The 26,501-nt window shown below is 56.8% G+C and carries 16 protein-coding genes and 3 pseudogenes; 7 read left to right on the top strand and 12 right to left on the bottom strand.

The genetic code is table 11. The features are described 5' to 3' along the window. Window positions 1–424: 424 nt before the first annotated feature. Window positions 425–856, bottom strand: coding sequence for a helix-turn-helix domain-containing protein (locus tag QA637_RS29370; RefSeq protein WP_283067984.1), 432 nt, complete (start codon window positions 854–856; stop codon window positions 425–427). 245 nt (window positions 857–1,101) lie between these two features. Continuing rightward, complete coding sequence (locus QA637_RS29375; RefSeq protein ID WP_283067986.1) at window positions 1,102–2,067, bottom strand: phytanoyl-CoA dioxygenase family protein; 966 nt, start codon at window positions 2,065–2,067, stop codon at window positions 1,102–1,104. A gap of 980 nt (window positions 2,068–3,047) precedes the next feature. Here QA637_RS29375 and QA637_RS29380 point away from each other — a divergent pair. Continuing rightward, entirely contained in the window at window positions 3,048–3,449 is a 402-nt protein-coding gene (locus QA637_RS29380; RefSeq protein ID WP_283068044.1) for a GNAT family protein, read from the top strand. Continuing rightward, window positions 3,446–5,467 carry an acyltransferase family protein gene (locus QA637_RS29385; protein ID WP_283067987.1) on the top strand — a complete coding sequence of 674 codons (2,022 nt, stop codon included), beginning with the start codon at window positions 3,446–3,448 and terminating at the stop codon, window positions 5,465–5,467. The genes QA637_RS29380 and QA637_RS29385 overlap by 4 nt, the downstream gene beginning before the upstream one ends. A 610-nt stretch (window positions 5,468–6,077) precedes the next feature. Here the strand turns inward: QA637_RS29385 and QA637_RS29390 are convergent. Further along, window positions 6,078–7,116: pseudogene (locus tag QA637_RS29390) on the bottom strand (nucleotidyl transferase AbiEii/AbiGii toxin family protein). Further along, window positions 7,109–7,702, bottom strand: coding sequence for a DUF6088 family protein (locus QA637_RS29395; protein ID WP_283067989.1), 594 nt, complete (start codon window positions 7,700–7,702; stop codon window positions 7,109–7,111). Before QA637_RS29395 ends, QA637_RS29390 begins: the two are co-directional and overlap by 8 nt. Before the next feature lie 211 nt (window positions 7,703–7,913). On the opposite strand from QA637_RS29395, the gene QA637_RS29400 reads away from it, so the two are divergent. Together QA637_RS29400 and QA637_RS29405 are read left to right on the top strand one after the other, a co-directional pair. Then, window positions 7,914–8,222, top strand: coding sequence for a hypothetical protein (locus QA637_RS29400; protein WP_283067991.1), 309 nt, complete (start codon window positions 7,914–7,916; stop codon window positions 8,220–8,222). A gap of 214 nt (window positions 8,223–8,436) precedes the next feature. After that, window positions 8,437–10,377, top strand: a complete 1,941-nt coding sequence (locus QA637_RS29405; protein WP_283067992.1) for an acyltransferase family protein — start codon at window positions 8,437–8,439, stop codon at window positions 10,375–10,377. A gap of 100 nt (window positions 10,378–10,477) precedes the next feature. On the opposite strand, the gene QA637_RS29410 is transcribed toward QA637_RS29405, so the two are convergent. Then, a complete protein-coding gene (locus QA637_RS29410) occupies window positions 10,478–11,101 on the bottom strand; it encodes an omptin family outer membrane protease (protein WP_283067993.1) in 624 nt (207 codons plus the stop codon). Between the two features lie 38 nt (window positions 11,102–11,139). Further along, window positions 11,140–11,463, bottom strand: a complete 324-nt coding sequence (locus tag QA637_RS29415; RefSeq protein WP_283067995.1) for a peptidase — start codon at window positions 11,461–11,463, stop codon at window positions 11,140–11,142. Between the two features lie 775 nt (window positions 11,464–12,238). Here QA637_RS29415 and QA637_RS31095 point away from each other — a divergent pair. Further along, window positions 12,239–12,328 (top strand): annotated as a pseudogene (locus QA637_RS31095) (phage fiber-tail adaptor protein); the annotation flags it as partial. On the opposite strand, the gene QA637_RS29420 reads toward QA637_RS31095, so the two are convergent. Beyond that, on the bottom strand, window positions 12,329–12,655 hold the full coding sequence (locus QA637_RS29420) for a BrnA antitoxin family protein (protein WP_283067997.1): 327 nt from the start codon (window positions 12,653–12,655) through the stop codon (window positions 12,329–12,331). Next, window positions 12,652–12,890, bottom strand: a pseudogene (locus QA637_RS29425) (BrnT family toxin). Before QA637_RS29425 ends, QA637_RS29420 begins: the two are co-directional and overlap by 4 nt. Window positions 12,891–13,326: 436 nt before the next feature. On the opposite strand from QA637_RS29425, the gene QA637_RS29430 reads away from it, so the two are divergent. Together QA637_RS29430 and QA637_RS29435 are read left to right on the top strand one after the other, a co-directional pair. Then, a complete protein-coding gene (locus QA637_RS29430) occupies window positions 13,327–14,010 on the top strand; it encodes an OmpW/AlkL family protein (protein ID WP_283067999.1) in 684 nt (227 codons plus the stop codon). 425 nt (window positions 14,011–14,435) lie between these two features. Next, window positions 14,436–14,933 (top strand): NUDIX hydrolase, encoded by a 498-nt coding sequence (locus QA637_RS29435; RefSeq protein WP_283068001.1) that lies wholly within the window; start codon window positions 14,436–14,438, stop codon window positions 14,931–14,933. A 251-nt stretch (window positions 14,934–15,184) separates the two neighbouring features. Here the strand turns inward: QA637_RS29435 and QA637_RS29440 are convergent, their stop codons facing one another. From QA637_RS29440 to QA637_RS29455, 4 genes are all read right to left on the bottom strand, one after another. Next, complete coding sequence (locus tag QA637_RS29440) at window positions 15,185–16,294, bottom strand: FAD-dependent monooxygenase (RefSeq protein WP_283068003.1); 1,110 nt, start codon at window positions 16,292–16,294, stop codon at window positions 15,185–15,187. 318 nt (window positions 16,295–16,612) lie between these two features. Then, entirely contained in the window at window positions 16,613–17,263 is a 651-nt protein-coding gene (locus QA637_RS29445; RefSeq protein ID WP_283068005.1) for a 4'-phosphopantetheinyl transferase family protein, read from the bottom strand. Window positions 17,264–17,453: 190 nt separating this feature from the next. Continuing rightward, complete coding sequence (locus tag QA637_RS29450; RefSeq protein ID WP_283068007.1) at window positions 17,454–18,824, bottom strand: MATE family efflux transporter; 1,371 nt, start codon at window positions 18,822–18,824, stop codon at window positions 17,454–17,456. A 41-nt stretch (window positions 18,825–18,865) separates the two neighbouring features. Then, entirely contained in the window at window positions 18,866–25,327 is a 6,462-nt protein-coding gene (locus tag QA637_RS29455; RefSeq protein WP_283068009.1) for a non-ribosomal peptide synthetase, read from the bottom strand. Window positions 25,328–26,501: the final 1,174 nt, after the last annotated feature.

Raw genomic sequence — 26,501 nt, forward strand, 5'->3', positions numbered from 1 at the left:
TGGCAGCGCATGCGCTCCTGCCGCCTCCAACCTGGTGGCATTTAGAAGTTGCTCCTCCTGGTTTAGCGAAAGCAGGGTCCTTGATGCCATCATGGCCTTCGTTGTTGTGCCGATAACGGGCCTGTTCGCGTATATTTTCGCCAGATGAAGCAGGAGGATCAGAATTTGGGCTCAGAAACGGGACAGAGGAGCCCGAAGTACCTCATGGAGCCGGCCAGCCGCCAATCGACTACCAAGACAACAGAGGGAAATTCCGCCTTGCAATCTTCAGGATCCTACCGACTTGAAAGTACCGCCAAAGCCGGTAGAGCCTGATCAGATCATGACCTTCCGAAAATTGCCATTGCAGACTACCTCCGGCGTTCGGCAGGGCTATGTTGAATGTTGCTCATTCCTTGGCTTCTCAGATCCCGAAGCCTGATCTTCATCCATCCCGATCCGCGACAGCCCTTAGAAAACTAATGGCTTGTCTTCTAACGCTCGCATCCCCGATACGGGTGAAGGCCCTAATCAGTGCGAGTCCCTCGTCGCTCGCCGCGAAGTCGATAATTTCAGGTTGAAGTTGGTATTGCACGGCGCCGCGATCGAAGCCGTTCGTGCCGGCCCCAGGCACTTCTTCGAAGAAGTACGATGGCGGCACGTCCAGCGCGTCGGCGATCTGTTGCAAGCGACTCGCTCCGACTCGGTTGATGCCCTTCTCGTATTTTTGCACCTGCTGAAACGTCACCCCGATTTGATCGGCAAGGGTCGTCTGTGTCATCGACATCCAAACACGCCGCATGCGAATTCGATGGCCGACATGCATATCAACAGCCTTGGGCTCCGCTTTTTTCTGTCCAGGGTTCGCAATAAGCATGCATTTCTCCATGTTTATCTCGCGACGGTATCCCTCCCGTGACCTATCGCGTTCTACTGTTGCTTCCGCCTTGATGAGGCGTTTGCGCCGGCACTTTTCCTTGAGTTGATTTTTTCGTTCACGATCCAGTAGAACTGGCAGGCGAGTCACTATGGCCGAGCAGCCATAGTCCTGTATAGCTGTTAAGGTTCCATTTTTGGAACCCTAAGCATTGGATCAGCATGATCGCGGCCGCACGGCGGACATTACCGAATGACTGGCTCACCGTGGTATCGGCGCTTTGATGGTTTCGAGACGCCAAATCCGATCTCCATCATCAGACGCGGCTTTTCTTTTGCCAAAGTGCCCATGTGGAAGCCGAACGGATCTTCGACGAAGCCTGTGCCCGCCTTCCCGGTTAAAGTGATGGCGTTTTCTTCACCGTAGAAAGCCAGCACATCCTCCGCCGGATGCCCGACGAGTAGCGTCAGCTGATGTTTCAAACGGCGACGATTGTGGCTGCCGCGCACGTAGACATGCGGGCCGGAATCGGCATCGACGTCGGACAGATAGAAGAAGAACTTCAGCATCCGCCAATCATCGAGATCGAAGTGGAACTTGAAGGAAGCACGGCTCAGATCCGCTTCTGAGGCGCTCTTCGTCGGGAAGCTCCACCACGTCCGCGTCGTGATCAATCTGGCTTCGCCCCCGAGATAGTGCCTTGCCACATTAAGAAGCAGCGGGTCGTGCTGCACGGCTACGGCGGCGTCGCATTGCATAATCCGCTCATAATGATGGCCGCTCAAAATAGTGCGGCCGAAGCGACGCTCGGCTTCGGCATGATCGCCGGCCAGGAACTCGAGCTTGCGTTCGAAATTGCCAAAGCAAGGGGTTTCGTGCCCGAAGCGTGCAATTGCCTCCTGAATTGGGCTCGGCAGGGTCAGGCCCGTAAAAATACCGGTTCTCCGCAGTTCCGCCGCGATCGCTTCCGCCTGGAGGTCGCCGAAAATGGAAGGCGTAGCGCTCTTGTCCCGCACAACGGGTCTTGCGGTTAGCCAATGTGCCTTGCGGAACGGCATCACGCGTGCCAACAGGAACATCGGCAGCCAAGCCGGGTTCTCCCGCACATCCGTAAGATACGTAGGAACTCGGGCCGCTATGCGGCGGACAGTCCCGCCGCTGCGGGCGATTGCTTCGAGGTCCTTCGGATCGGAGTGAGCGGAACTAAGCATTCAATTGCCTTTCGTGCTGTTAGATCTTCTGATGCCCGCGTGCGACCACGAATAAGCACAGCGGGTCCGGATTCCGGGCGAGCCGCCCGGTCACGCTTTCGACATCGGCGAACTGAATGGTCGCGCCGTTTGCGCGGATCACGCGTTCGTCTTGGCGGAGATCCGGCTGCGGGGCTTGAGTCGACGTCTCAAAATTGTTTTCGCCTCAGTTTAATTTACAACGGGTCATACCGGAAAACGGTACATGGCCAACGTGTATGGGGGTACTGTTCAAATCACCCGCTCGCGGTGTGGTCGGTCCTAATGCAACATCCCGTAAGTTCGGCAAAATCGAATGATTGGATTGAACACATCCAGGTCATGGATAGTCGAAGGTCGCATCTGAAGCTGTGCGTTCATGCTGAGCGCGACTTTGCGGCGTGTGCGCTGTTGGAGGCTGTAATCTTGACTGGCGCGGCACAAATCTCGTTTCCACAGCGTCGAAAGGCCTACGCCCCACATCATTGCCGGGTTGGTCACACACCGCGAACTGAGTGCACACACTGATGCCGCGCGAAACCAAGCCGCTTCTCAGTCGATCGATCGCGACAATACTAGTCACGGGAGCAGACCCGCATACACCAGCAATCGCGAAGGATCCGAAGAGCGTTTACCGTGCCGCGTGTTTCTTAAGAGGCGTACCGGGCCGCCCTATCCGTCGCGCGGATGTGGATCATCCAAATAATCGATTTTACGAACTAGGCGACACACCTCATTAGAAGAACATCAATCGAATGAAATCAATCACATCGGCAGCCCACTGCGAGCGCTGGAAGGACGGAATGGCTTGAGAACCGATCGGACTGGAACTTGGCGCAAGGATTATGCCGGCTCAATGGAGAGCATCGCAATAATTGGCGACCACGTCTGATGCGCACCAATCAGGCGCAGCTTCGATCGCGGCCTGCCTCGGGAACGAGCAAGAAGGCGGAGGTCTTTGCATGTGCTCTCAGGTGCGGTGCAAGCTGCACTGGGAATGTGGGTTGCAACGCGCCGACCATGTCGAAGTCGCCAACTTCTTTTGTATCGTCGGGCCGACAGGGGCCTTCAACGCAAAGCGACTCGAAGGTAGTCGAAGTTGGACCGGAGCTCTGCGCGATCGCCTGCGACTCGAGCGGTGTCGCTGCTCGTTTGGGCGGACTGAGCCTTCATCAAGGTCGACGTGGTTGCTTGGTCGGAGTGCACAGACGGCACTGCATTTACTTGGCATTCGACGACGGTCCTCATCCGTTCTGCACGCCGAAATCCTCGTTGTGGTGGCCGACGTGAAGCCGACGTCTTGTACCGGCGAAGAAACGGAAGAACGGCAAGCTAAAGCAACGTACGACTGCAGAAAGGCATGAACTTTGCTGCGGGCGAACTGTGGCTGAGTACCACCCTTTGCGAGCCCTCAGTTGATCCGCTTGAATCGAGAATTTCAACAGGTCCACTAATGTCACGAGAGTTTCGAACTGATATCCAGGCCTTGCGGGGTTTGGCTGTCCTGCTGGTTGTTCTTTATCATGCCCGCATCGAGCCGTTCGGGTATCTTGGCGTTGATATTTTCTTCGTGATTTCGGGCTTTCTGATCACCGGCCTCATCAAGACACAGCTTGAGCAATCACGATTCAGCTTTTGGGAATTCTATTATCGGCGTGCGAAACGTCTGTTGCCGGCGGCCTATGTCGTCATTGCGCTTACAACGATCGCTGCGCCTTTCTTCCTGTCAGATGTGGGCATGTGGGAGTTCCGAAACCAGGTCCTCGGGGCGCTCACGTTTACAGGCAATATCGTTCTCTTGTCTCAGTCGGACTATTTCGGCGGAGCCGCCGAAACGAAGCCCCTCCTGCATTTCTGGTCGCTCGCTGTCGAAGGGCAGTACTACCTGCTGCTCCCTGCCTTGTTGGCCTTGACTCCCAAGAGATGGTGGCTCACGGGGGTTAGTTCGCTCCTCGTTGCCAGCGCAGTGCTATGTTTCTATGTGGCCTTTCGTCACCCATCCGCTGCATTTTATCTTCTGCCGACCCGCTCTTGGGAATTGGCGATCGGTTCGCTCGGAGCGTTGCTTCCCGCCAGCTCTCGCGTGGCTGTCAAGGTTGCGGCACTGCGCTTTCCGGCGCTTGGGCTTCTCCTGCTTATTCCCCTTGGACCTTCTGGGCTCCAAAACCCGGTCATGGATGCCGCTTTGGTTTGCTTGGCAACCCTGATCCTCCTGCTTGCGCCCAGCAGGAATAATATGGCAGTCCGCGGCATGGCAAGGATAGGGGACATCTCGTACTCGCTCTATCTGATCCATTGGCCCGTACTCGTCTATGTACGGTCTGCTTGGCTGGCAGAGCCTCCTGCGCTTGCGATCTATACGGCAATTGCCTTCTCAGTTGTTGCGAGCTTAGCTCTTTACCGTTTCGTGGAGGAACCCTTCCGGCGGGGGGTGGTCACCTCGCGTGTACGGCTAGCCCCAGGATTCGTTGCCGCATCGGTCCTTCTCGGCGTCGCACCCGCTGTCGACATTGCCGCAACCCAGAGCAAGGTTGACTTTTCGGAGATCCGGCGGATCAATTACGGCCTGGGAAGAGCATGTGATCTCACACCTGGATCGCCTCCTCATGGTGTCCCGGAGGCCTGTCGGACGACGAACAGGCCGCAATTGTTGGTCTGGGGCGATTCATTTGCCATGGCACTGGTTCCCGGGTTGGCCAAGACAGTCGGAGAAGCCGGCCTGGCTCAGCTCACCATGAGCGGATGCCTCCCCGCCATTGGCGTTGCTGCCTTCTCGAGGCGGGCAGCCTCTCCCTATCCGCGCGCCTTCGGTGAGGATTGTATTCGCTTCAATGACAGTGTGTTGGCTATTCTGAAAAGTCGGCCGGAGATACGAACTGTCGTCATATCGAGCCCATTTGACGCCCCTGTATCCAACGACTTCATGCTGCTTGAGAGGCGTGATGGTGCGTTCACGGAGGTTGAAACTTCGGAAGATGTAGCCGCTGAGGGGATCAAGGCTCTCGTCGAAGCCGTTCGCGCCCTGGGCAGGCGAGTGGTCGTTGTTGCTCCTCCGCCAGTCGCAAGCTTCGATATCGCCGATTGCCTTGAGCGAAAGGCAAGGGGAGGTGTTATGCTCGGGCGCTACAGTGATTGTAAGATACATGTCAGCGATTACCGCCGAATGCGGTCCCGCACCCTCGAGCTCTTGGACCAAGTGGCCTCGAAAGCTGACGTAGAGGTTGTCTCTTACCACGACTATCTGTGCGACGACACTACATGCAAGACCGAGATCGACGGCAAATTCCTTTACCGAGACAGCGGTCATCTTTCCTATGAAGGCTCCGAAATTATCGCTCGAAAGACGAGACTCGCTGAGAGATTGATCCGTGCTGCTCGCTAGAGCATTTTCGACATGGATCCAGTTCACCTTTCAAAAAGCAGCTGATTTCTTAGGTCGCAGTGAACCGCCCGTGAACATACCCAAGAACTGCGGTTTCCGGCAAATGCCTCGCCGTTACCGCACAAGGACTGAAGGACCTCTTGAGCCTGCATGCGGTGGCGCTGTCCTGCGGCGTGATACAAAGCTCCCTCTGCTTTTTGCCCTAAACCTCCGCCACAGGCATCCAGCGATCGTAAACCGGCATGCCAAAGCCGATAGCTAGCCGTCGCGGTTGTTGCTCCAGCGAATGCGGTCCGAAGCACCGGATGCAGCCGATCGAGCCTTCTGGCGAACGCGTTACGAGGACGAACGCTCCGATCGCAGCTGAGCCAGGTTGCTGCGGATTGCGCCGCGGCAAGTTTTTGCCCTGTCAGGAGCGTCGAGCGCGACAGGCTCATGACATCTAGGCGTAGTCAAGGAACTCGATCGCCTTGTGGTTCCGAAAACGTGATTCCGAGATATCCAGCACGCAGCCGCGCCCTCGAGCGAAGTCGACGAAGTCGTCAATCAGGCGCGGGTCAATGGATCGTAACGAGCTAATGGGCTTTTCTCCCCACAGGGTCGCCTTGTGCTATTTGTTTATTGTTTCTTGGAGAGCCGCGAGTTTCGCAAGTATTTCGTCGAGGGATGGCGGGCTCTCATCGAACATCATGAGGGCCATTGCTCTGTAGTCGGCGCGGAGATCCTTGATCCGCCTTTCGTCCGGCAAGAGCTGTAGCGCGCCTGGGACGGGCGGTGTCGTAACTGGCCCAGCCGGAACGAAAGAAGGTTGCCTTGTGCTTGGCGACCTGAGCGAGAAGCTCGAAATCGGTGGCGGCGGCTTTGCCCTCGTCCGTGCCGAGGAGCATCGCGAGATCGTAGTAGTGCCGCGAAAAATATTGCGGCGTCGGAGACTCGGCGGGGCGATGCGCCTCCGCATGCAATGCAGTCGCCTTCTCCCAGAAGGTGCGGCGGGCGGAGAGGACCGTGACAGTGCTTTCAGGCTCTTCAAAGAAGTAGGGATAGTCCTCCGCCGCATATGGGCGAATGATCCTCTGTTCAGCGGGCCATGGATCGCCGCGCGCGCCGAGTTCGAGCTTCACCCGTGGGGTGATGTAGGCCATGCCTTCATATTCGGAGGTAGGTAGCACGGTCGGATAGTGGAAGTTCACCGTCTGCGCGTCGCTGGCGTCGATTTCCAACGACCATTCGCCTTTGGTCGGCTCGCCGAGTTGCTCGACGATGGCGAATCGAAGAGCCGGAAGCAGCTTCTCCGCAATGTGCTTCTCGACATCGCTCACCAGGGCTTCAATAAGTTTGTTCGCCTGCTTCTTGCTGATGCCTTCCTTCTCGGGGTCGCGGTCGCCCGTGTAGCCGAGATAAGCTCGATCGAAAGACAGGTCGATATCTTCGGAGAAGCGACGGATTGCGCCGAACGCCTTGGAAAGGGACGTGCCACCTTTGAAGACAAGGGTGGCGGGATCCTTCTCAGGTAGGCCGAAAAGTCGCTTCAACGTCCAGCAGACCCAGAAGTCCTTTTCGATGATCGTATTGGCGACTCCTCGGCCAGCGCCTGTTTCGCCAAAGAGTGCTGCCCGATCCCCGGCTGGAAGAAGAGCTACCTTATCCATCGATCTCGCCCGACGCTGCATTGGCGATCGAGACAAGCGTCGGCCGCATCCAGGCGGGAGCTTGGACCGCAGTCGATGCGAGCTTCTTCTTGTCGCTGACCGAAAGACGACGCGCCGCGATCTGCGCAACGTCGCGGGCACGTACCGCCCCCATGTGACGAAGGGCCTGTACGACTGTGCCGGCCGCGCTGCCCGGAGCGATCAGATGCTTGGGCGAGGCGTGACGCAGATCGACCACGCGCTTGCCCAGTACGACACGGCGGGAGGGGCCGTCGGTCAGATAGATGCTCTTTGCCGGAACCTGAGTGGAAAGACCGAGCGCGTTCGCTGCACGCGCACCCGCGATCTGCACCCGGGATCCAGTCTCCCGCGCCAATGCTTGCGCGACATCGTCGGGAGTCGGCGAAAGGGGACCAAGTTGCGGATGGACCTTCGGGAAGTCGTACAGGCCTCGCGCTAGGCGCCGAAGCTTTCCAGCCTTGACCAGTCGGGAGAGCGCCTGGTCGACCGCCGCGCGTTCAGCCACATCCAGGAAGTCGCTAGGCGTGAAAACCCCACCACGCCCGCGTGCACGGGCGCGCCTCATGATCTGATCCGGTACCGAGGTCGCATTGGTTTTCATATGTCAGAAAATAGCCAACATTTTTCTGACATTCAAGGTCGGAGTGTTGCGCGATCTGAAGCGAGGCGAGAACCTACGCTCTGGCTTGTTTGAAAGGCATCGAAAACCTACCCAGAGACACACCCCGCCGGCCAAACCGACGATAAAGCCAATTGTCGAGGAAGCATGGTTTTACATGGCGATCAAAATCGCGACCTCGCCAAGGCCCGAGGAAAGAAGTTTTTCGACCCGCGCGCCAATTGCCGGAAACATGAATTTCAGAAAAGGCAACGTCTCGGGATCTGGCAGAAAGCGCTCATCACCATCCAGGATCGGCTGTCGCATGACCTGTGATCGTTTCGCCCATTTTCCTTTTTCCTGGGGCTTTTATCAGGTCATCGCATTCGTATTCTCGAAGAGCAAAGCGGGTATGCGAGCGATCCAGCGCGTGGATGCACGTCATCCAAACAATCGATTTTACGAATTACCGGACATGCTTCATTAGAGGAGCATCAATTGACCGAAATCAAGCACACAACACCTGCTGCCGGCGACTTTCTTCGTCATTGGGGAGGAAACGGACAACGGGTCGAAATCAATCCAGCGAATGATTCCAGACGGCGCCATTTTTCACTTCGTTCCTGCAGACAGCTATGGCTGACAACGTGTCCCGAGTCCTCAGTTCATCCACGTAAATCGAGAATTTCATCAGGTCTTCCATGCCGAGAGAATTTCGAAGCGATATCCAGGCCTTGCGGGGTTTGGCTGTACTGCTGGTTGTCCTTTATCATGCCCGTGTCGAGCCGTTCGCAGCGGGTTATCTTGGCGTTGATATTTTCTTCGTGATTTCGGGCTTTCTGATCACAGGCCTCATCAAGACGCAGCTTGAGCAATCACGCTTCAGCTTTTGGGAATTCTATTATCGACGTGCGAAGCGTCTGTTGCCGGCGGCCTATGTCGTCATTGCGCTCACAACAATGGCTGCGCCCTTCTTCCTGTCAGACGTCGGCCTGCGGGAGTTCCGTACTCAGGTCCTCGGTGCGCTTACATTTACCGCCGGTATCGTTTTTTGGTTTCAGTCAGACTATTTCGGCGGAGCCGCCGAAACGAAGCCCCTCCTGCATTTCTGGTCGCTCGCTGTCGAAGAACAGTATTATCTGCTGCTTCCTGCCTTCCTGGCTTTGACGCCCAAGCGATGGTGGCTGACGGGAATTAGTTCGCTCCTCATTGCCAGCGTTGCGCTATGTCTTTACGTGGCTTCTCGTGACCCATCCGCTGCATTTTATCTTCTACCAACCCGATTTTGGGAAATGGCCATTGGTTCGCTCGGGGCTTTGCTTCCCGCCAGCTCTCGCGTGGCTGTCAAGCTTGCGGCGCTGCGCCTCCCGGCGCTCGCGCTTCTCCTCGTTATTCCCATTGCTCCTGTTGGTTCCCAGCACCCTGGCGTGGATGCCGCCTTGGTTGGTTTGGGAACGCTGATCCTCCTGCTTGCACCCAGCAGGAATAATGTGGCGGTCCGAGGCATGGCGAGGATTGGGGACATCTCGTACTCGCTCTATCTGATCCATTGGCCCGTGCTCGTCTATGTGCGGGCTGTTTGGATAGCAGAGCCGCCTGCGCTTGCAATCTATGCGGCAGTTGCTTTCTCTTTTGTTGCGAGCTTAGCTCTTCACCGTTTCGTGGAGGAGCCGTTCCGGCAGGGGTTAATCACATCTCGCAGGCGGATGGCTTCAGGCCTGCTCGCCGTATCGGTTGTTCTCGGCTTCGCGCCCTCAGTCGCCATTGCCGAAACCCAAAGTAAGGTCGACTTTTCTGAGATCCGACGCATCAATTACGGCCTGGGAAGCGCATGTGTTTTCAGTCCCGGATCGCCTCCTCAGGGCATCCCGAAGGACTGCCAGACGACGGACAGACCACGATTGCTGGTCTGGGGCGATTCGTTTGCGATGGCACTGGTTCCCGGCTTGGCTAAAACAGTCGGGGAAGCTGGCCTGGCTCAGCTCACCATGAACGCATGCCTCCCCGCCATTGGCGTTGCTGCCTTCTCGAAGAGTTCAACAACCGTTCCCTATTACTCTCGTGCCTTTGGCAAGGACTGTATTCGCTTCAATGACAGTGTTTTGGACATCCTGAAAAATCAGCCGGAGGTGAGCACTGTCGTCATTTCAAGCCCATTTGCCACCGCCGTATCGAAGGACTTTATGCTGCTCAAGAGGAGTAACGATACTTTCGCGGAGGTTGAAGCTTCGGTGGATGGAGCCGCCGAGGGTATCAAGTCTCTCGTTGAAGCTGTTCGCGCCCTGGGCAAGCGAGTGGTGGTTGTTGCTCCGCCGCCAGTCGCAAGCTTCGATATTGCCGATTGCCTTGAGCGAAAGGCAAGGGGAGGTGTTATGCTCGGGCGCTACAGTGATTGTAAGATACATGTCAGCGATTACGGCCGAATGCGGTCCCGCACTCTCGAGCTCTTGAATCAAGTGGCCTCGAAGGCTGACGTAGAGGTTGTCTCTTACCAGGACTATCTGTGCGACGACACAACATGCAAGACCGAGATCGACGGCAAATTCCTTTACCGAGACAGCGGTCATCTTTCCTATGAAGGCTCCGAAATCATCGCTGGAAAGACGAGACTTGCTGAGACGCTGATCAGGGCTGCTCGTTAGAGCATGATGCACAAATGGGTTCGAATCATCTAGCTCGTGATCCGGCCCGGTGCTCGTCCTCATGTTTGCGTTGACGTCTTTGGAAGTCAGAACGAGCCCTTCAGCCCCAAGGAGATCGAGATCGCCTCGAAATTCGCCCCCGCCTCATCCTTCGTCCACGGGAGGCGGGTTCCGTCCAACATGTCCCGTATTTCCATTTTGCCGCAGTTGTGAAACACGCGCTCGAACGAACCGGACAGATAAAGCGAAGCACCTGCGTCAATGCGTAGTTGACCGCAACCGTGGCGCCGATCGCCGGCGCCGGATCCATATCGTCAGATAACGCCGGGCCGCCGAAGTGGTCGTCGATGTCCCTGATACCCAAGCTCAAGTCGCCCTGAATGCCGCCGCGGATCCTGAGATCGCCGATGGCCTGATGGCCGCTCAGGCCGATGAAGCTAACCGGAACCTTTTGCCGATAGCTGTTTCTAATTTCCCGGTCTGCCCATACAACGGGCTGATCGCGGAACCCATCCTCGCTCGAATGGGTGCCCGATCCGCCATAGGCTGTCCACTGAACGTCAGTGTAGCGCAAACCGGCGCCGATCGGGATACTGCTGGTCTCATTGCTGTAGATGATCCGATCCAATTCGATTGCTCCGGCGACATAATGATCGGTGTTGGGGTGGGTCGAGCGATCGCTCCAGTCATCGAGCCCAGGACTCAGCCAGTCGGTGTCGACCATATGACCGTTGCCGCCGGTGCCGAAGTTGACGCTGCCCTTCACGCTCCGGTCGTCGTCGATCTGCGCGTCTGCACCGGCGGTGAAAAGGGGTGATCCCCTTGCTCTCCCAGTTCAGCTGACTGCACTTGTGGCCCTTTGCTCTCCCAACCCGAGTTTGTGCACGACTGTGCGCCGTTGTAGACAAATTTCTGGGCCTTGATGTTACTAAGGCCGATTCCGCCGAAAGCGATGAAAGTGCCATTGTCGGAGGAAAACAGAACGTCGTCTGCGGCAGCAAATGACGGAGTGGCCACCAAAAAATAGGAATTGACTGCGGATCCGGCGATGACGCGCTTGATCAGCTGACCACGTGTTTCGTCCACCGCCTCCGTGTCGAGCCTGAGCTTCCACGCCTCTGACGCTCTTGTGGGGCATTAGACTTGCGCTCAGCGCACGCCACCGCCGTTGATGGAATCGCTTCGCGCTGCCGCCGAGCGGCAGCCCGCGTCAAGCCGTTCGGCGACTGCACGTACGTTTGGCACATGTCGTTGTCCTTTGCTGAAGAGCGATCGAATTATCAGCACGCGGCAGACACGCCGCGCGGATATCTTTGCCGAAGCAGCGACCGCACGAGCGCGTTGCCTGCGAGCGCGCTGGAAAACTGCGCCTGATCGCGCTCGCCTCCTCGGCGATTTTACCTGAAAAGCAGTACCCAGGGACACGTCTGGGAGGTGTCCTGACACCGGTTCTGAGGGGCTCGGCGTGTAGGTCGACGTGTCCCTGGGCATGTACCCTAATGCAACATCCCGTACGAACCGCAAAATCGATTTCTTGGATGGCGCCGATCCACCCTACGGATGTATGAAGACATGTGTGGGCCGAGGCGAGAGATTCGGTAATGTCTGCGTCACAGTAGTCGTAGCCAACTGTCCGACGAGCCGTCGTCCTTCACCTCGGGCAGGATACTGGCCGACCAGCTCCCCTGGTTGTCCGGGTTTATAAGTGACTCTATGTATGCATACCCCGCCGCTCCCTACGACGGCTAACAGGTTCTCCAGCGAACAACTGGCATGAAGTCCTGCGAACGGCTCGACGCACTCGGATTCTTCAAGGGCAAAAAGGCCGCCTCCCACTGTCTGGCTCTCCTCCGGCACGGACGGGGCGAATTACAGCCTCGTCAACCGTGTCGTGACGGCGGGCGGCAGGACGTACGACCAGACAGTGCGACTCAAGGTGAGGGCGAAGTAGTTAACCGGCTTTCTTCAACCCGGCAGCCTTCCTAAGGTCGTCGTTCATCCGGCTTTGCCAGCCTTTGCCGCAGTTCTTTTTGTAATAGTCAATGATATCCGGATCGAGGCGAATGGATATCTGCTGCCTTGGGTTCTCAACTGCCGGTCGGCCTCTGGCACGCTTGATGCTCTCGGCCGGGTCCGGGAAGGCCTTAGCAAAAGGCTTTGCCTGCCTAAGCTGCTCGTCGGTGGCCTCTGGGGCGTCTGGGTCGCTGGCTATCTTGCGCTGAATGTCTGCCTCCTCCTTGTCGGAGATCCGGCGGATACGGCGGGATAGATTGGTCATAGTAAGCTCCTTTCCTTCCGGCTGGCGTCACGCATGGAGATAATCGAAACGCCTTCCGAACCAAGGCGGGCGAAGACTACGGCAATAACACGATTGCGCAGAACGCCGTGAAGCGACCTTCCTTGGCCGGGACCACCACAGACGAAGCGAAAAATTCCATGTCCAGATCGGCGAAATCATAGCCGTGCTTGGCGATGTTGGTTTTGCGCTTGGTTTCGTCGTAGGTGATCTTCATGCATTTGTTGTATCACATTTAATGTCGCTGGCAAGAATAAAAGTGATACGATAAATAATTTTTGTGATGTAGAATGATTCCGCCCATGCTGTCGGACGCTGAGCGTATACCGGCTGCCCGTACACATTGAGCTGCGGGGCGGCTGCAGTGGCGCTGATGGCATGGCTCCAGCTTCATACGGGTGCGGGAGACGACAAAGCGCACGCACTGCCCGTTACACGCGTTGTTAGAACTTCGACAACTGTCGGACATAGCACAAGGCGCTATGAATGCCATCCAATTGATCTGCAACAATGCTCCCAATCGGCACGATGCTTGCTTGCCTCTCCGGACGCGGTGGTCACCGCGTTAGCCGATGTAAACCCCCTCGCTAGCTGTACCGGTGTGAGGGACTCAGGAAAGGCGAGAACCACGAATCTCGGTCGAAGGAGGGAAAATGATATCCAGCAATATCGTCCGCGCCATCATCACCGCCGCAGCATTGGTTGCTGCCTGCATCGCCGAAGCGGCGGATCTGACGACGGCACAATTTACGGCGCCCGCCGCTGCTGCAGCGGCAGACACGACCCCTTGGCAGATACGCTTGCGGGGGCTTAACGTGATCACCAACGACTCCGGCCGCGTCGACGGGTTGCAGGGCTCGGACCTTTCCTTTTCGAATACGGTCATACCAGAATTCGACATCTCGTATTTCTTCAACGAGAATATCGCCGCCGAGCTCATCCTCGGCACAACCTACGCCAATGTTTACGGCAGTGGCTCAATTTCAACGCTCGGAGAGATCGGCAAGACTTGGCTGCTGCCGCCAACCCTGACCCTTCAATACCATTTCACTGATTTCGGCACCTTTCGGCCCTATGTCGGCGCCGGCGTCAATTATACGCTGTTCTACAACCAGTCAGGCAAAAGTGCCCGTAGCCTTGATGTCAAGAACACCTTCGGCGTCGCCCTACAGGCTGGCTTCGACTATATGGTCGACGACCACTGGGGCGTGAACTTCGATGCGAAGAAAGTCTTCCTGAGACCAGATTTCGAGGCCAATGTCGGTGGCGCCGGTGTCAGCGGCAAGGCCAAGCTCGATCCATGGCTGATCGGCGCGGGCGTTACCTATCGTTTCTAGTCCGATATCTGCCGGCGGGGCATGGGGTCGTAACGACCTGATCCAGATGCGTCTCGCGGCCAGGCTTATGGCCGCGAGAAAGTGGCGGGTTCCTTGTCATATCTCGTCGCGATGCTGCGGAACTGCTTGAGTTTGTTGAAGAACCGTTCGATCTCATTTTGCTGAGGGGACCTGAACTTGCGGTTCGTTATGGCGGAATGTCAGCCCAAGCTGTTTTTCTTTGGCCAAGAGTCTTGGAAGGTATTGGTGTCGTAGGCGCGGTCAGTAAGAGGTTCGCGTCCTCACGCATGTCCTGCAGCATCGGTTCTGCCATCGGATGGTCCTGGACTCAACCCTGCCGTCGATCAAAGGTTACTCGGTCTGCCGTCTGCGTCGATGACCGCGTGGCTCTTTTTGGTCAAACCGCCTGTCTTGGTAGGTGCGCAATGAAAAACAATGAACGCTACCTTGCGCGCCTTGCGCCATTGGCCGCCACCATCATGCAAAATGGCGCGGTCGAGCAGATCGGTGCGATCTGCCACCGGTTCGGCGAGAACGGAAGCGTTCAGATTCTTCTGATTACAACGCGAAGCTCTCGCCGATGGACGATACCAAAAGGGTGGCCTATCAAGGATCTGAAACCTCACCGTGTTGCCGAGCGGGAGGCGTGGGAAGAGGCTGGCATAACAGGAAAGGCGAAGAAACGCCCATGGGGCTATTACACCTATCTCAAGACACTCGCGAATGGCAGGAAAGTTGCTCCGGTTGTCGCGGCGCACTTGCTCAAGGTGGACGGAGTCCACAGCAAGTTTCCAGAGCAGGGAGAAAGACAACTCGAGTGGCTTTCGCCGACTGACGCCGCCGCTCGTGTTCAAGAGCCCGAGTTGAAGGGATTGCTCACGAGTGTGTTGAAGAAGATTCCCGCTGAAAGCTACAGCCGATGAAACATAAACGGCTCCCGCATAGCACGCAGGGATGAGCGATTCATCCTGGGAATTCATGCCGGACGAACCTCGCTCGCAAGAGCCGCTACCCGGTATCAAGATGGCGGCCGCCACTCACGGTCGGTCATGGACAGCGTCCCGAGGAGGCACGCGCGGCCGGGTGGCGCAGGGCGCGTCGGTAACGTTATATCACGATTTCGCTGCCAAGACCTCATCCTTTAGATGTCGTACCTTAGGCGGGCCTTGCTGTATCAGGACAAGAGCGGGTGTGTGAGGGGTTCGTAAGTGCGCCGGTACAGCGAGTCGCCGAACAGCCGCAGGACAGCGTTTCGTATCGTACTCGAACCCGTTCTGAGCTTGTCGCGTGCGCGTGACTTCTTCTGTACCCATGCGACCCGGCCAATGCGGGCCTCGTGGAACCGTTGAAGGATACCTTCGATCGACCCGCCCTTGATGACAAGCTCTGCAAGAACGACCGCGTCCTCGATTGCCATGCCGGCGCCCTGGGCCATGCTCGGCGATGAGGCGTGCGCTGCGTCACCGATCAGGACACAACGATCCGCTACCCACCGTCTTGCGGGAACTTCCTGCAAAACGGCTCGATGGACTGCGGTGTCCGGATCTAGAGCCGCCACAATCGGGCCTAGGGGTCCGGCGAAGTCGCCGAACAGCCGCTTCAGAACATCGACGGAGCCGTCGTCGAATTCGCTCGAGCGACAGTCGGCGTATATGTACGTTTCCCTTTCACTGATCGGAATGCCGAGCAGGGTGCGGCCTTTCCCGATCATCGCCGTCCAGCCATCGATCTCGCCGTTGTTGCGGACGACCAGACGCCAGCAGGAGATGTCGATCTGGCGAGCGGCATTCGGACCGAACACTGCGCTTCGTAGCGGCGAATTGACGCCTGCCGCGCCGACCACGAGATCGTATTCTCTTTCTCGAGCGTCGGAGAAGCGAACTATGCGCTTATCACCCTGGGACACCGTCGAAACCGCCTCCAAGCCATAGTTCACGGTGCCAGGATTCAGCGACATCTCGAGGATGCCTGCCAGAGATTGGCGCGATAGGGCGAGACAGGGCCCGCAATCCTTCCAGACGTTTGCGGTCCTGACGTCGTTCAGAACTGAACCCGAAGGCGAAAGGATTCGTTGAGAAGCTATTGGATAGGCGACGGATTTGACTTCGTCGAGCAGCCCCAGGTCGCCGAGCGCTCTTGTGGCGTTTCCCAGAAGGAAGATACCTGCGCCCTCGGTCGGCGGCCGTTCCCGCCGTTCGACGACCTCGCACTCGATGCCTTTCATTTCCAATGCTCGTGTCGCCGAAAGTCCAGCTATTCCTGCCCCCGCAATCAATACTCTCATCGATCATTCCTGCGTAAGCGACCTGCGGTCGACATTATTTTTCAACTTGCGGGCTCGATATGACACACTCGACGATGGATCGCCACCCGGACTTTTAGACGGCTGAGCAGTAGCCACGTTGCCTCGTTCCGGCGCTCTCCACCTCTCGAAGGCAAGTGGAGACTCTAGTCCGAGCGCAACAATGACGAGTGGAGGGCAAGGCATTATCCGCATTCGCCCATAATGACGGCATATGCGAGGTCGCTGAAAGCTGTAGGTTAATATCCGGGCTCAACGCCCTCTGCCGCCCGGTTCCAGCGCAAAATGATCAACCTTTGATCACGGCCCCGCAATGAAAACTGCAGTCAGGATCAGTCCATTTGCAACAAGAAAGCGGCCGCGGAGCTTCCGCGGATAATCGTTCGCCGGCACGAGTGTGTGCGGAAGCTGAGCAACAAATGAGCCGTTGTCCGGGATGATAGTGACCACAGCATCCTCGAAGCCCAACCATTCACGCGTGAGCGGGAACCACGCCTTGAAGATGCTCTCCTTAGCACTAAAGAGCAGCCGTCCCCAATTGAGGCGTCCGGATGTGTTGGCAATCCAAGATCGCTCCTCGTCACCCGAAATGAGCGACAACACGCCTGAGGGCAGCTCCTCGTCGACTTCTGCATCGATTCCAAGCGCAACGTAGTCTTCCTGCAAGGCCACAGCAGCGGCATAGAACCCACCGCAATGAGTTATGCTGCCAACGATGCCAGACGGCCAAAGCGGTTCCCGGTGAGGCCCACTCGGAATCGCGCACGGAGGAAAGCCAAGCTTGGACAATGCCGCTCTAGCACAGGACCGCCCGATCGAGAATTCACGCCTTCTGCTTTTGACTGCGGTGGCGATCGCACTCTCTTCTTCGGCCATCACTTGGACCCCGCTGCCTTCACTTGCTCGACAAGTGTGCACGGCAACATTCGATGGAAGCAGCGTTTCTATCACCTGAGGCTTCCTCGCTCTAGCACAAAGTATTGTTGGGAACCTCATGCAAAATCGCGCTTGGGGCCGACGGCGCTCCCGCCCAGGCCGTTTGAGCCGGGTTCAGCATTAGCAGCTAAGCGTAGGCATGAATCCGGCTGGCCAGCTACAATCCCAAGCAGATCCGACATGATCGTCAGGTTCGCATCAGCTCTCAGCCTTCACCGCTCGTTGGCCGGGAAAGGAGCCTACCTTTGAGATCGCCGAACTGCCTGAGTATTACAAATACAGCCAGCAGCCCTGCCATCAGCTCAGCAGCTGCCTGGCTGATCAATAGTCCGTTGAAGCCCCAAATATCCGGCAACAGTAGTATGGCGGGTACGAAGAGATATCCTTGCCTCGCGAAGGAAACGACCGCGCTCAGACGTGCTCTCCCGAACGACTGAAGCATGGTTATTACAACGTACTGAACACCAAAGAACCCGAAGAAGAGATGGAACATGATGCAGGTCGAGACAGCGATTTCAGCCACGTCCTCGCTATCGCTCAAAAGTCGGACGATTGGCCGGGCAGAAATCACGACCACAGCAGAAAAGGTAGCTGAAAATGCAACGGCTACGGATAGCATGAACTTCGCGGCCTTCTGTACCCGAGCGAAATCCCGTGCTCCCCAGCTGAAACCGAGAACCGCCTGGGATCCTATGCATAGGCCCATGATCGGGAGTGTCCCGATTGTTAACAACCGTAAGGCTATACCCACAGCGGCAACGGAATGGTCGCCGAAGGGTGCGGCAGCCCTATTCAAGAGCAAGGACGCAACAGCAGACAAAATACCGGTGATGGTTGCGGGAGCTCCAATGGCGGCGATCTGCTTTACGCGGTCGCCCTTCAAAGTGATGTAGGAAGGTCGGACCCGGACAATTCCACATTGTTTCACAAAATATAAGGCGTATAGGCTGGTGGCAGCGATCTGAGACAACAGTGTAGAGAGCGCGGCGCCGCGAATTCCGAGATCCAGCGAAAACATTAGAATGGGATCAAGCAGGGCATTCAGCGCAAAAGACGTAATCATGGTCCACATGCTATATCGTGTATTACCCTCGGCCCTCACGATGAATCCGTTGACCATGTTCAACAGCATGAGAGTGTACCCGAATAGGAGCATCGATGCGTAGTCGAGCGCGGCTGGCATCATTGTCGGACTCGCGCCGAGCAAAGCGAGAACATCGCGCAAACTGAGACTCAGAGCGACAGTAAGGGCGACTCCGATCGGAGCCGCGAGAGCGAGTGCCGAACTTGCGCCTCGACTCGCCTCTAGCGAGTTGCCAGCGCCAAGATTGCGCGACACGAAAGATGCTGTACTGACGCCAATGCCCTGCCCAACTGAGGTGAGTAGGAGTATGATGGGCAAAGTTATGCTGACGGCGGCGATAGCCTGCGCGCCGAGCGTTCCAACAAAGATTGCATTCACGAACTGCTGAAGTGCATTGAGCGACAAACCGACAATCGAGGGAATGGCGAGCCGTATGATGAGGCGGGAAACCTTGCCATCCGACAAACTGATATGCCCTGCCGGTGAAGCCATGCGCTCGTCTTCACCCTTTATCGGTCGCTCCGACGGCCTCATCAGTCATTGCCCGGTTGACCAAATTCCCGAAATGCATCGACGGTCTGTATGAGTTCCTCGCGCAAGATCGTGCAGAGGTTGCGGGTCGTTTCGTAGCCAACTTGTCGTGGATCGTATCTCACTTCAATTTGTAGTTCGCCCGATTGGTATCCGACGCGAAACCAGAAGAGATAGTTCATAACCGACTGATCCATATCTTCGCCGATCCACAATGGGTGTGGCTCTCTGGATAACAGACGGCGCGGATAATGACGTTGGAGTCTAGCTCGATAGTTCAATCCGATGCGGGGTAACGGCAGGCGATCGATCCGCTCCCGCACGGCGGGATTCCGGTTCAAGAACTTCAAAGCTCGGAAACCTATGCCCCGGCGAGGCAACGAGTTGCGCTGCTGATATATGGAGCGGGCGCGGTCTGGATGAGACTCCGTTCCGGTAAGGGATAACGGAAGCGGCACCAGTTCACCGATATAGCCGATGATCTGAGACGGGTCGATGTCGTCGAATAGCTGTCCCCTGGTCGAAGTGAGGCTGTCGATCCAGAGGGAGTAATTTCCGAAAGCGCGGCCAAATGCCCCCGAAATAGCCGCAAGCACTAGATCAAAATCCTCGCATTGCGCAGACGCCGCCGCAACCTTGAGAAGTTTCCCCGTTGTCTCCTCGCTGAACCTTAGATGATAGGTAGCCTGATCTTTCCAAAGTGGCCTGCAGAATTCTTCATCGATATGTTCCTCAGAGCCCACATAGTGGAGCCACCTCGCAGTTTCGGCTGAAAACCCCGCCGCATCCGACTCACGGTCGCTCACACGTATGTCAAACAGGTCATACCGTATGCCCTCCCAATGCTCGAGCTCGGTTGCCGCTTCGCCATTCGCGTAATTATCCAATCGCTTCAGCCACTGAGAAAGGGTGGTCGTCGTCTCTGGATCTTCAGTAGTGCGGCCTCCGATAAACGAAACACAAGCTGCCTCGAGTGCGTTCAGGAACAGTCTGTATCCAAGCCCGTCTGCTACGAAGTGGTGCAGCAGAACAAGCAAATAGTAATCGCCACTCTCTGATGTCCGGAATGCTGAGACTCTGATAAGAGGTGTCCGACCGTCAAATCGAAATGCGCGCTGACGATTCGCGCAGCCGCGTTCAATTACCGTGAGTTGTTGCGCGGTGGCCATACCGATAAGGTCTATTACTTCTACGATGGGCTCCGGTATCGAGCCGATTACCTGAGATAGGTTGTTCTCCGATGCAGCGATTCGAAGCCTCAGTGCTTCCTCTCGGCCGATAACGTAGGCAAGCGCGCGTTCAAGAACGGAGACATTCAAAGTGCCGGCGGGCATGAAGAAGAGATCGCCGATGTTGTAGTGGTCGCCGATTCCGACACAACTATTCCAATGTGAGACCGCAGGGGTCACTGGCAGCGGTCCGTCGCAAGCCGCTAAAGCAGATGTCGCGGCCGGCGTTTGGTACGTCGCCAGTTCCCGGATGGTTGGTGTCCGGTGCAGTTGGCTGACTGTTAAGCTCAGTCCTGCGTTACGCGCCAGTGTAACGCACCGCACACTCAGAAGCGAATTTCCACCGACATCAAAGAAGCTATCATCGATGCCAAAAGATTTAGCGCCCAACAGCTCTCGCCAGATATCGGCGAGGAGTCGCTCCCTCTCCGTCCGTGGCTCGGCGGACTTGGTCTTTTGCATTGCACGGGATGAGACGGAAGGGAGACGAGCCCGATCTATCTTCCCATTCGCGGTGAGCGGCATATGGTGCACCATCTCTACATCCGATGGGATCATGTAAGATGGGAGTGTCTGCCGCAGATGGCTCACAATGTCTCCCGAGGTCAGGCTGTCGTCGGCTGGGACCACAAGGGCAAGCAGTCGCCGATCATCATCCTCGCCCTTTACGAATGCGGCGGCCTGCGCGATGCCAGGATGAGATACGACCGCCGTCTCAATTTCCTCAAGCTCAATTCGGAAACCCCGAAGCTGAATTTGGTTGTCCGCTCGACCGCAAATCTCCAGAAGACCTTTGGCCGAGATGCGGGCGATATCACCACTACGATAAAGGACGCTGTATTGACCTTCATCGTACGGATTTGGAACGAAACAGTGTTCTGTTCGCTCGGGATCCTTCCAATAGCCCGAGCTCACGCAGCGTCCTGCCACACAGAGTTCACCTGCGACTCCGACGGGAACCCGTTTCAACTGGGCGTCAAGGACGTACATTCTCACATTATCGATCGGGCGCCCGACGGGCACAGCCGAAGATCCATCGTCGGCGTCCGATGTTCCGTACACCGCTGCATTGGACGCGCACTCTGTCGTGCCATAAAAATTCCATAGCGGCACATCTGGAAAACACTCTCGCCAACGAAAGGGAAGTGAAGGCGGCATCGGTTCAGCGCTGCTTGTAACCAGGCGCAGGTTGGTCGTTTTCTGCAGGCGCTTTTGAGCGGCAATTAAACCGGACAGAATGGGCGGAGAGGCAAACAACCGCGTGACGTGATGCCGTGCCAAAGGGCTCAACAAAAGTTCCGGGTCGTGCAACTGCTCATCGGTCAGAATCAGGGTGGGCACCCCCTTCAGGAGCCCCCCAAAATACTCCCATGTCGCAGCAACAAGTGCCGCTGACTTCTGTACAGCCATCACGTCGAAGCGATCAAAGGGAAAGCATCGCCACATCCAGTTCAGTCGATTGAGTATTGCGGATTCCGGTATGAGAACGCCCTTCGCCTTACCCGTCGACGATGAGGTGTATATCAGGCTGGCTGCGCCCTCATCGGCCAATTCGACAGTTCGGTGCGTGAGCGGCCCGGGGGCGTATCTAGCCTCCAGGGTAGACAGATTAACGCACGGCACACCGAAATCGACCTCTTCCTCCTCGCTGGCGTGAACAAGCAGCTTCGCGCCACTGTCCCTCACGATATGGCCGACACGTTCCTCCGGGTAATCTGGCGATATAGGCACGGCAGTTGCCCGCAAATCCCGGATGGCCAAAGTCGTGGCCGCTACATCTGGAGACCTGTCGACCAGCATCGCAACGATATCTCCCGGCCCCACACCGCACCTTCGCAGAACGGACCGGATCGCAGTCATGCGTTCGCGCAGTTGGCCAAACGTGATTGCTCCGAACTCGCCGAAATAAGCCACCCGATCGATATTTGAAGCGCTCACCTGATCGAACGCTTCTACAAGTGTAGGCTCGCTTTCATATGACCGCTCGTCACCTTTGAGCGAGTTTAGAATGGCGACGTCCGACGGGCTGAGGCTGCTCAGGGCGACAATCGGCTCGGCCGATCCCTCGACACAGGCAGCAATGAGATGGCGAAGATTCTCGGCCATGCGAGCGATGACATCGCTCGAAAATACGTCTTCCGCATAAGCCAGCTGCAATGCGATTGCATCGCCTTCGTCTTGTGCGTAGAGCGTAAGGTCGAATTTCACATACCCTGTGTCGTATTCGCGAAATGTCAGTTCCAAATCGCGCTTGGCAGGAGGTTCCGCGGGCTCGGAGTACATGTTGAACATGGCTTGGAAGATCGGCGATCGACCGGGTTCGCGGTAGAGTCGGGTATCCCTGACCATCCAGCTAAATGGATACGCCGAGTTCGCGATCGCATCGCTTATGAGGTCCTGCACATGAGTTACGTGAGCCGCGAAGGACTTATTGACGTCGATCATGGTTCGAATTGGCATCATGTTGAGGAAAAATCCGACGATCTCCTCGGTGCCTGGCTGGCTGCGCACCACGTGCGGTATGCCAACGATCACATCGTCTTGGCCGCTATACATCCGCAACAGCAGCTTGAAGCATGCCAATAGGGTTGTGGAAGTCGTGCACCTGTGCCGGCGCGCAAAATCCCGCACTTGATCAGACAGTTCGCCGCCAAGGAGAACCGCATGCGACTTCCCGCGGTAGGAACCTGCTTTCGACCGCAGTCGATCATTCCCGAGCGAAAGTACGGGAGGATTGTCGCCCAGCTGACGACGCCAATAGCGCCGCTGATCACTCAGCGACTCCGGTGTAACATGTACACTTTCCCAGAGCGCATAGGTCGACAGTGAAGGGCGATTTGCTGGAGAGACTGCAGCGGCATTGGAGTATCTCGTTTGTAATTCCCTGAGCAGGACAGAGATTGACCACGCATCTATGATGATTTCGTGCGCGGTTATCAGCATGAGATGGTCGTCGGCGCGAAAACGGATCATGCGCGCACGAAACAAATTGCCCTGACTGAGATCAAAGGGATTGTTGAGCTCCGTCCGCCGCAACTCCGCCAAAAGCTCCTCGCCCTCTTCTTGAGGCAGGTGAGTAGCGTCCACCAACTCTATATCGGAGCTCTGCGGATGATCAAAAATCTGAACCGGCCCATCTTCGTCGCTGAAACGTGCCGAAAGCGCGTCATGCGCCTGAACAACATCGTTCCAGATTTTATTGAATGCGGTTGGGTCGATAGCACCTCGGATACGCACACCACCCTGAATGATGTAATTTTTCGCGGTCGGATCCAACTGCCAGAGAAACCAAAGGTGTTCTTGCACTCGCGTCAGGGGCGCTCGTCTGAGCTTCCCACACGCGGGAAGCACGTCCTTTGTCGTTTCGGATTGGCCTGATATCGACAATGCAAGCGACCTGATGGTCCCATTCAGAACAACCCTGAAATCCGCATTTGCTCCGAGCTGCCTCCGAATCTGAGCCAATATAAGTACCGCGCGGAGCGAGTCGCCCCCGAGATCCATGAATTGGTCATCGACGCCAATGCCTTCGATCCGAAGAACGCTGGACCAAATATCTCGTAGTGTGTTTTCAAGCTCCGTCTTTGGTTGTTCGGGCGGACTCAGCAGTTCCGGGCGAACCGTTGTCGGATCGGGCAGTAACGCGAGATCCACCTTCCCGTTTCGGGTGATAGGCATCCGCTCGACACGAATGATCCGCTCGGGAAGCATGTAGCCAGGAAGCGTTTCGGCAGCAAAGCTCCGGAGTTCACCCTCTGAAAGTTCGGCAGGAGCCGACACATAGGCCAGTATTCGTCTTGGCCCAGTTTCTCGGCCGGTGTTGGTAATATCCCGAGCCGTGAGCTTCACGCTCTCGTTGGCGGGTGCGATAGCAACGGCGGCACTTACCAAAGGATGAGCGCAGAGGCGAGACTCGATTTCTCCAAGTTCGATCCGGTGCCCCCGGATCTTGATCTGGCGATCTCGTCTACCAAGACACTCCAGCAGGCCGTCTGCCCTGATACGTCCGAGATCGCCGGTCTTGTAGAGCTGCCGATAGGATGGATGGTCCGAGAACGGGTTCGGCAAAAAGACGTCTTTGGTGCGCACGCCATCGTTGATGTATCCATCAGCGACACCGACTCCGCTAACACAGATCTCGCCAACTTCTCCCGTCTTGCACAGACGCGATCCATTGGCGACATAAACGGTAAGATTGGCAATAGGCTTACCGACGGGCAAATAGGTGTCAGCTGTACTGGGCGGGAGAGATATCAAATGGTGTGTAACCCCATCCGCACATTCGGTCGGTCCGTAGTGATTGAGAATTGGCACTCGAGGATAAAGTGTCAGCCACCCGTGCGCCAAGGCAGGCGTCAGCGGCTCGCCGACCGTGGAGACCATGCGCAACGCACGAAAAAGCCGCTTCTTGACTGAGAGTGTCTGGAGATACTCAACGAAGACGGCTAGCACCGATGGAACGAATTGGGCAATTGTGACGCGATTTGCCTGCAATGCCTCAAGAAGGGCCGTCGGAGATCTCACTGTCGAATCATCTATGATCGCGACGCAACTGCCGACGCATAACCCTGCCAAAAGCTGCCAAAGCGAGATGTCAAAGCTATGCGAGGCAGTTTGTGCGACACAGTCCTTCTCACTTAGCTGGAGCGCATCCAGTTTGGCCCTCAAGTGGTTGTTCAGGCCTGCGCGCTTGACCATCACTCCCTTGGGTCTCCCCGTCGAACCGGACGTAAACAGAATGTAAGCGAGATGGCCCTCAGCCGAAGTTGGCATTCCAGGAGAGGCACGGCCACCGCGTAGCGCCGTCTGCACCGTCAAGAATTGTCGGCCGGTGCTGTTTTCCTGAAAGAGGTCAAGCTCTTCCGGTCTTTCCGGCCCGATAATCAGAGTGCATCCACTCTGCTCGACCATGAAAGAAATGCGGGAGACCGGCAAAGACGGATCGAGCGGCAAATATGTTGAGCAGCTTTTCAAAATTGCAATTACCGTGGCTGCCCAATGGGGGTTTCGGTCACCGAAATACCCCACGATTTTACCCTCTGCGCCGCGCTCTCGCAGCGTGCTCGCAATTCTATCCGACAGCAATCGCAGCTCACCATATGTGAGTTCCTCCGCGCCATGCTTAATCGCTATCCTGTCCGGGAACGACGCCGCAATTTCATCGATAGCCGTAACGACATCGATGAGCTGACTTCCGACAAATTCGGACTTCGCAGTCCGGTTTTCCTTGAGCATGAGTTTTCCTCGTAGGGCGAGACAATCACCAGGTCAGGGTGCGGTTATCGGTGTGGGGGTCCGGCTGGCGCCGGGTCTGAGCCGGCGCGAGGCAGAAGACATCGTAGGATGGGAAGTGTCGATCCAGGACCGCCGCGACATCGAAGTGTACCCCGAACCGGAGTGGGGCCCGCATTCTGGAAAGGCGAGTATTCGACTGTGCGGGTGTCAGGACCAAGCCGATTTCGTTGGTCGTCCCGCTGGTGCATGTGGCGGCGAGGGCGGTCGCGGCGTCGGCGCCCGCGACGCCAGACGAGCTGAAGTCCGGATTGGTCGCGGATTCGACCCGGCAGTTCGTGGTGATCGTCGTCTGGCGTTGAGCTTCGTGGTGGCAGTCTGTCCGAATGTGGAGCCGAGGAAGAGCGCCAGTAAGCGCCGCAAGCGCGTTTAAAACCTAAGTAGCGTCTTTGCACTGCGTCCGTCCGAGATGCTTCAGAAATGAACGTTTATTGATGTTGCCATCCACGACATGAGAATCGGTTGGCAGCTTCTGCCGCCTCGCGACAAGGGAGTTTCAAAAGTCGTGCCAACTACGGCAGGGGAAGGAGCAGGAACAATTCTCTATGTATTATCAAAGGCTTATGAAAGGCGTAGGAATCGAACAGCATCGTGTCGCGGACTCGACAAACCAGATGTCGGGTAATCTGACGATCTCGGGTCGAAGTGCCGCCGCCAGACGCTTGCCGAAGCAATCGATGACACTTTTGACTAGAGGCCGAAGCCCCCGGGCGCACCTTGGGCGACACTCGGTAGCCAAAGGCCATCGGCGCCACGCTAGCCGAGAATCGGAATGTCGCACTTACGATCGAACTTGCCAATCGGCGCTTGGCGTACACAATTCACCGCAGTCCGGAACTTGTGGCCGGGATCTGGATGGTGCGCTCGAATAGGCGACGTCGCACGATAGGAGGGCCAGGGCGATCAGGGCGCATAGGCTGCACTTTGGCATAGTGAGTCCCACCTCATTTCAGCAAATGCTGATTTTACATCGGACGAAGGAGTTTGGCCTTTAGCCTTTCCGAACTAGCTCGGGCGGACGAGTCCGCGAGGCGCACTGCCGTCAAGGCGGCGCAGGCGTTTGAACGGCGATTGACAGTCAAGAGCCGTCTCTGGTGCATGAACAAAAAAGGGCGCA

It is taken from the genome of Sinorhizobium terangae (genome assembly GCF_029714365.1).
GTDB classification, from domain to species: Bacteria; Pseudomonadota; Alphaproteobacteria; order Rhizobiales; family Rhizobiaceae; genus Sinorhizobium; species Sinorhizobium terangae.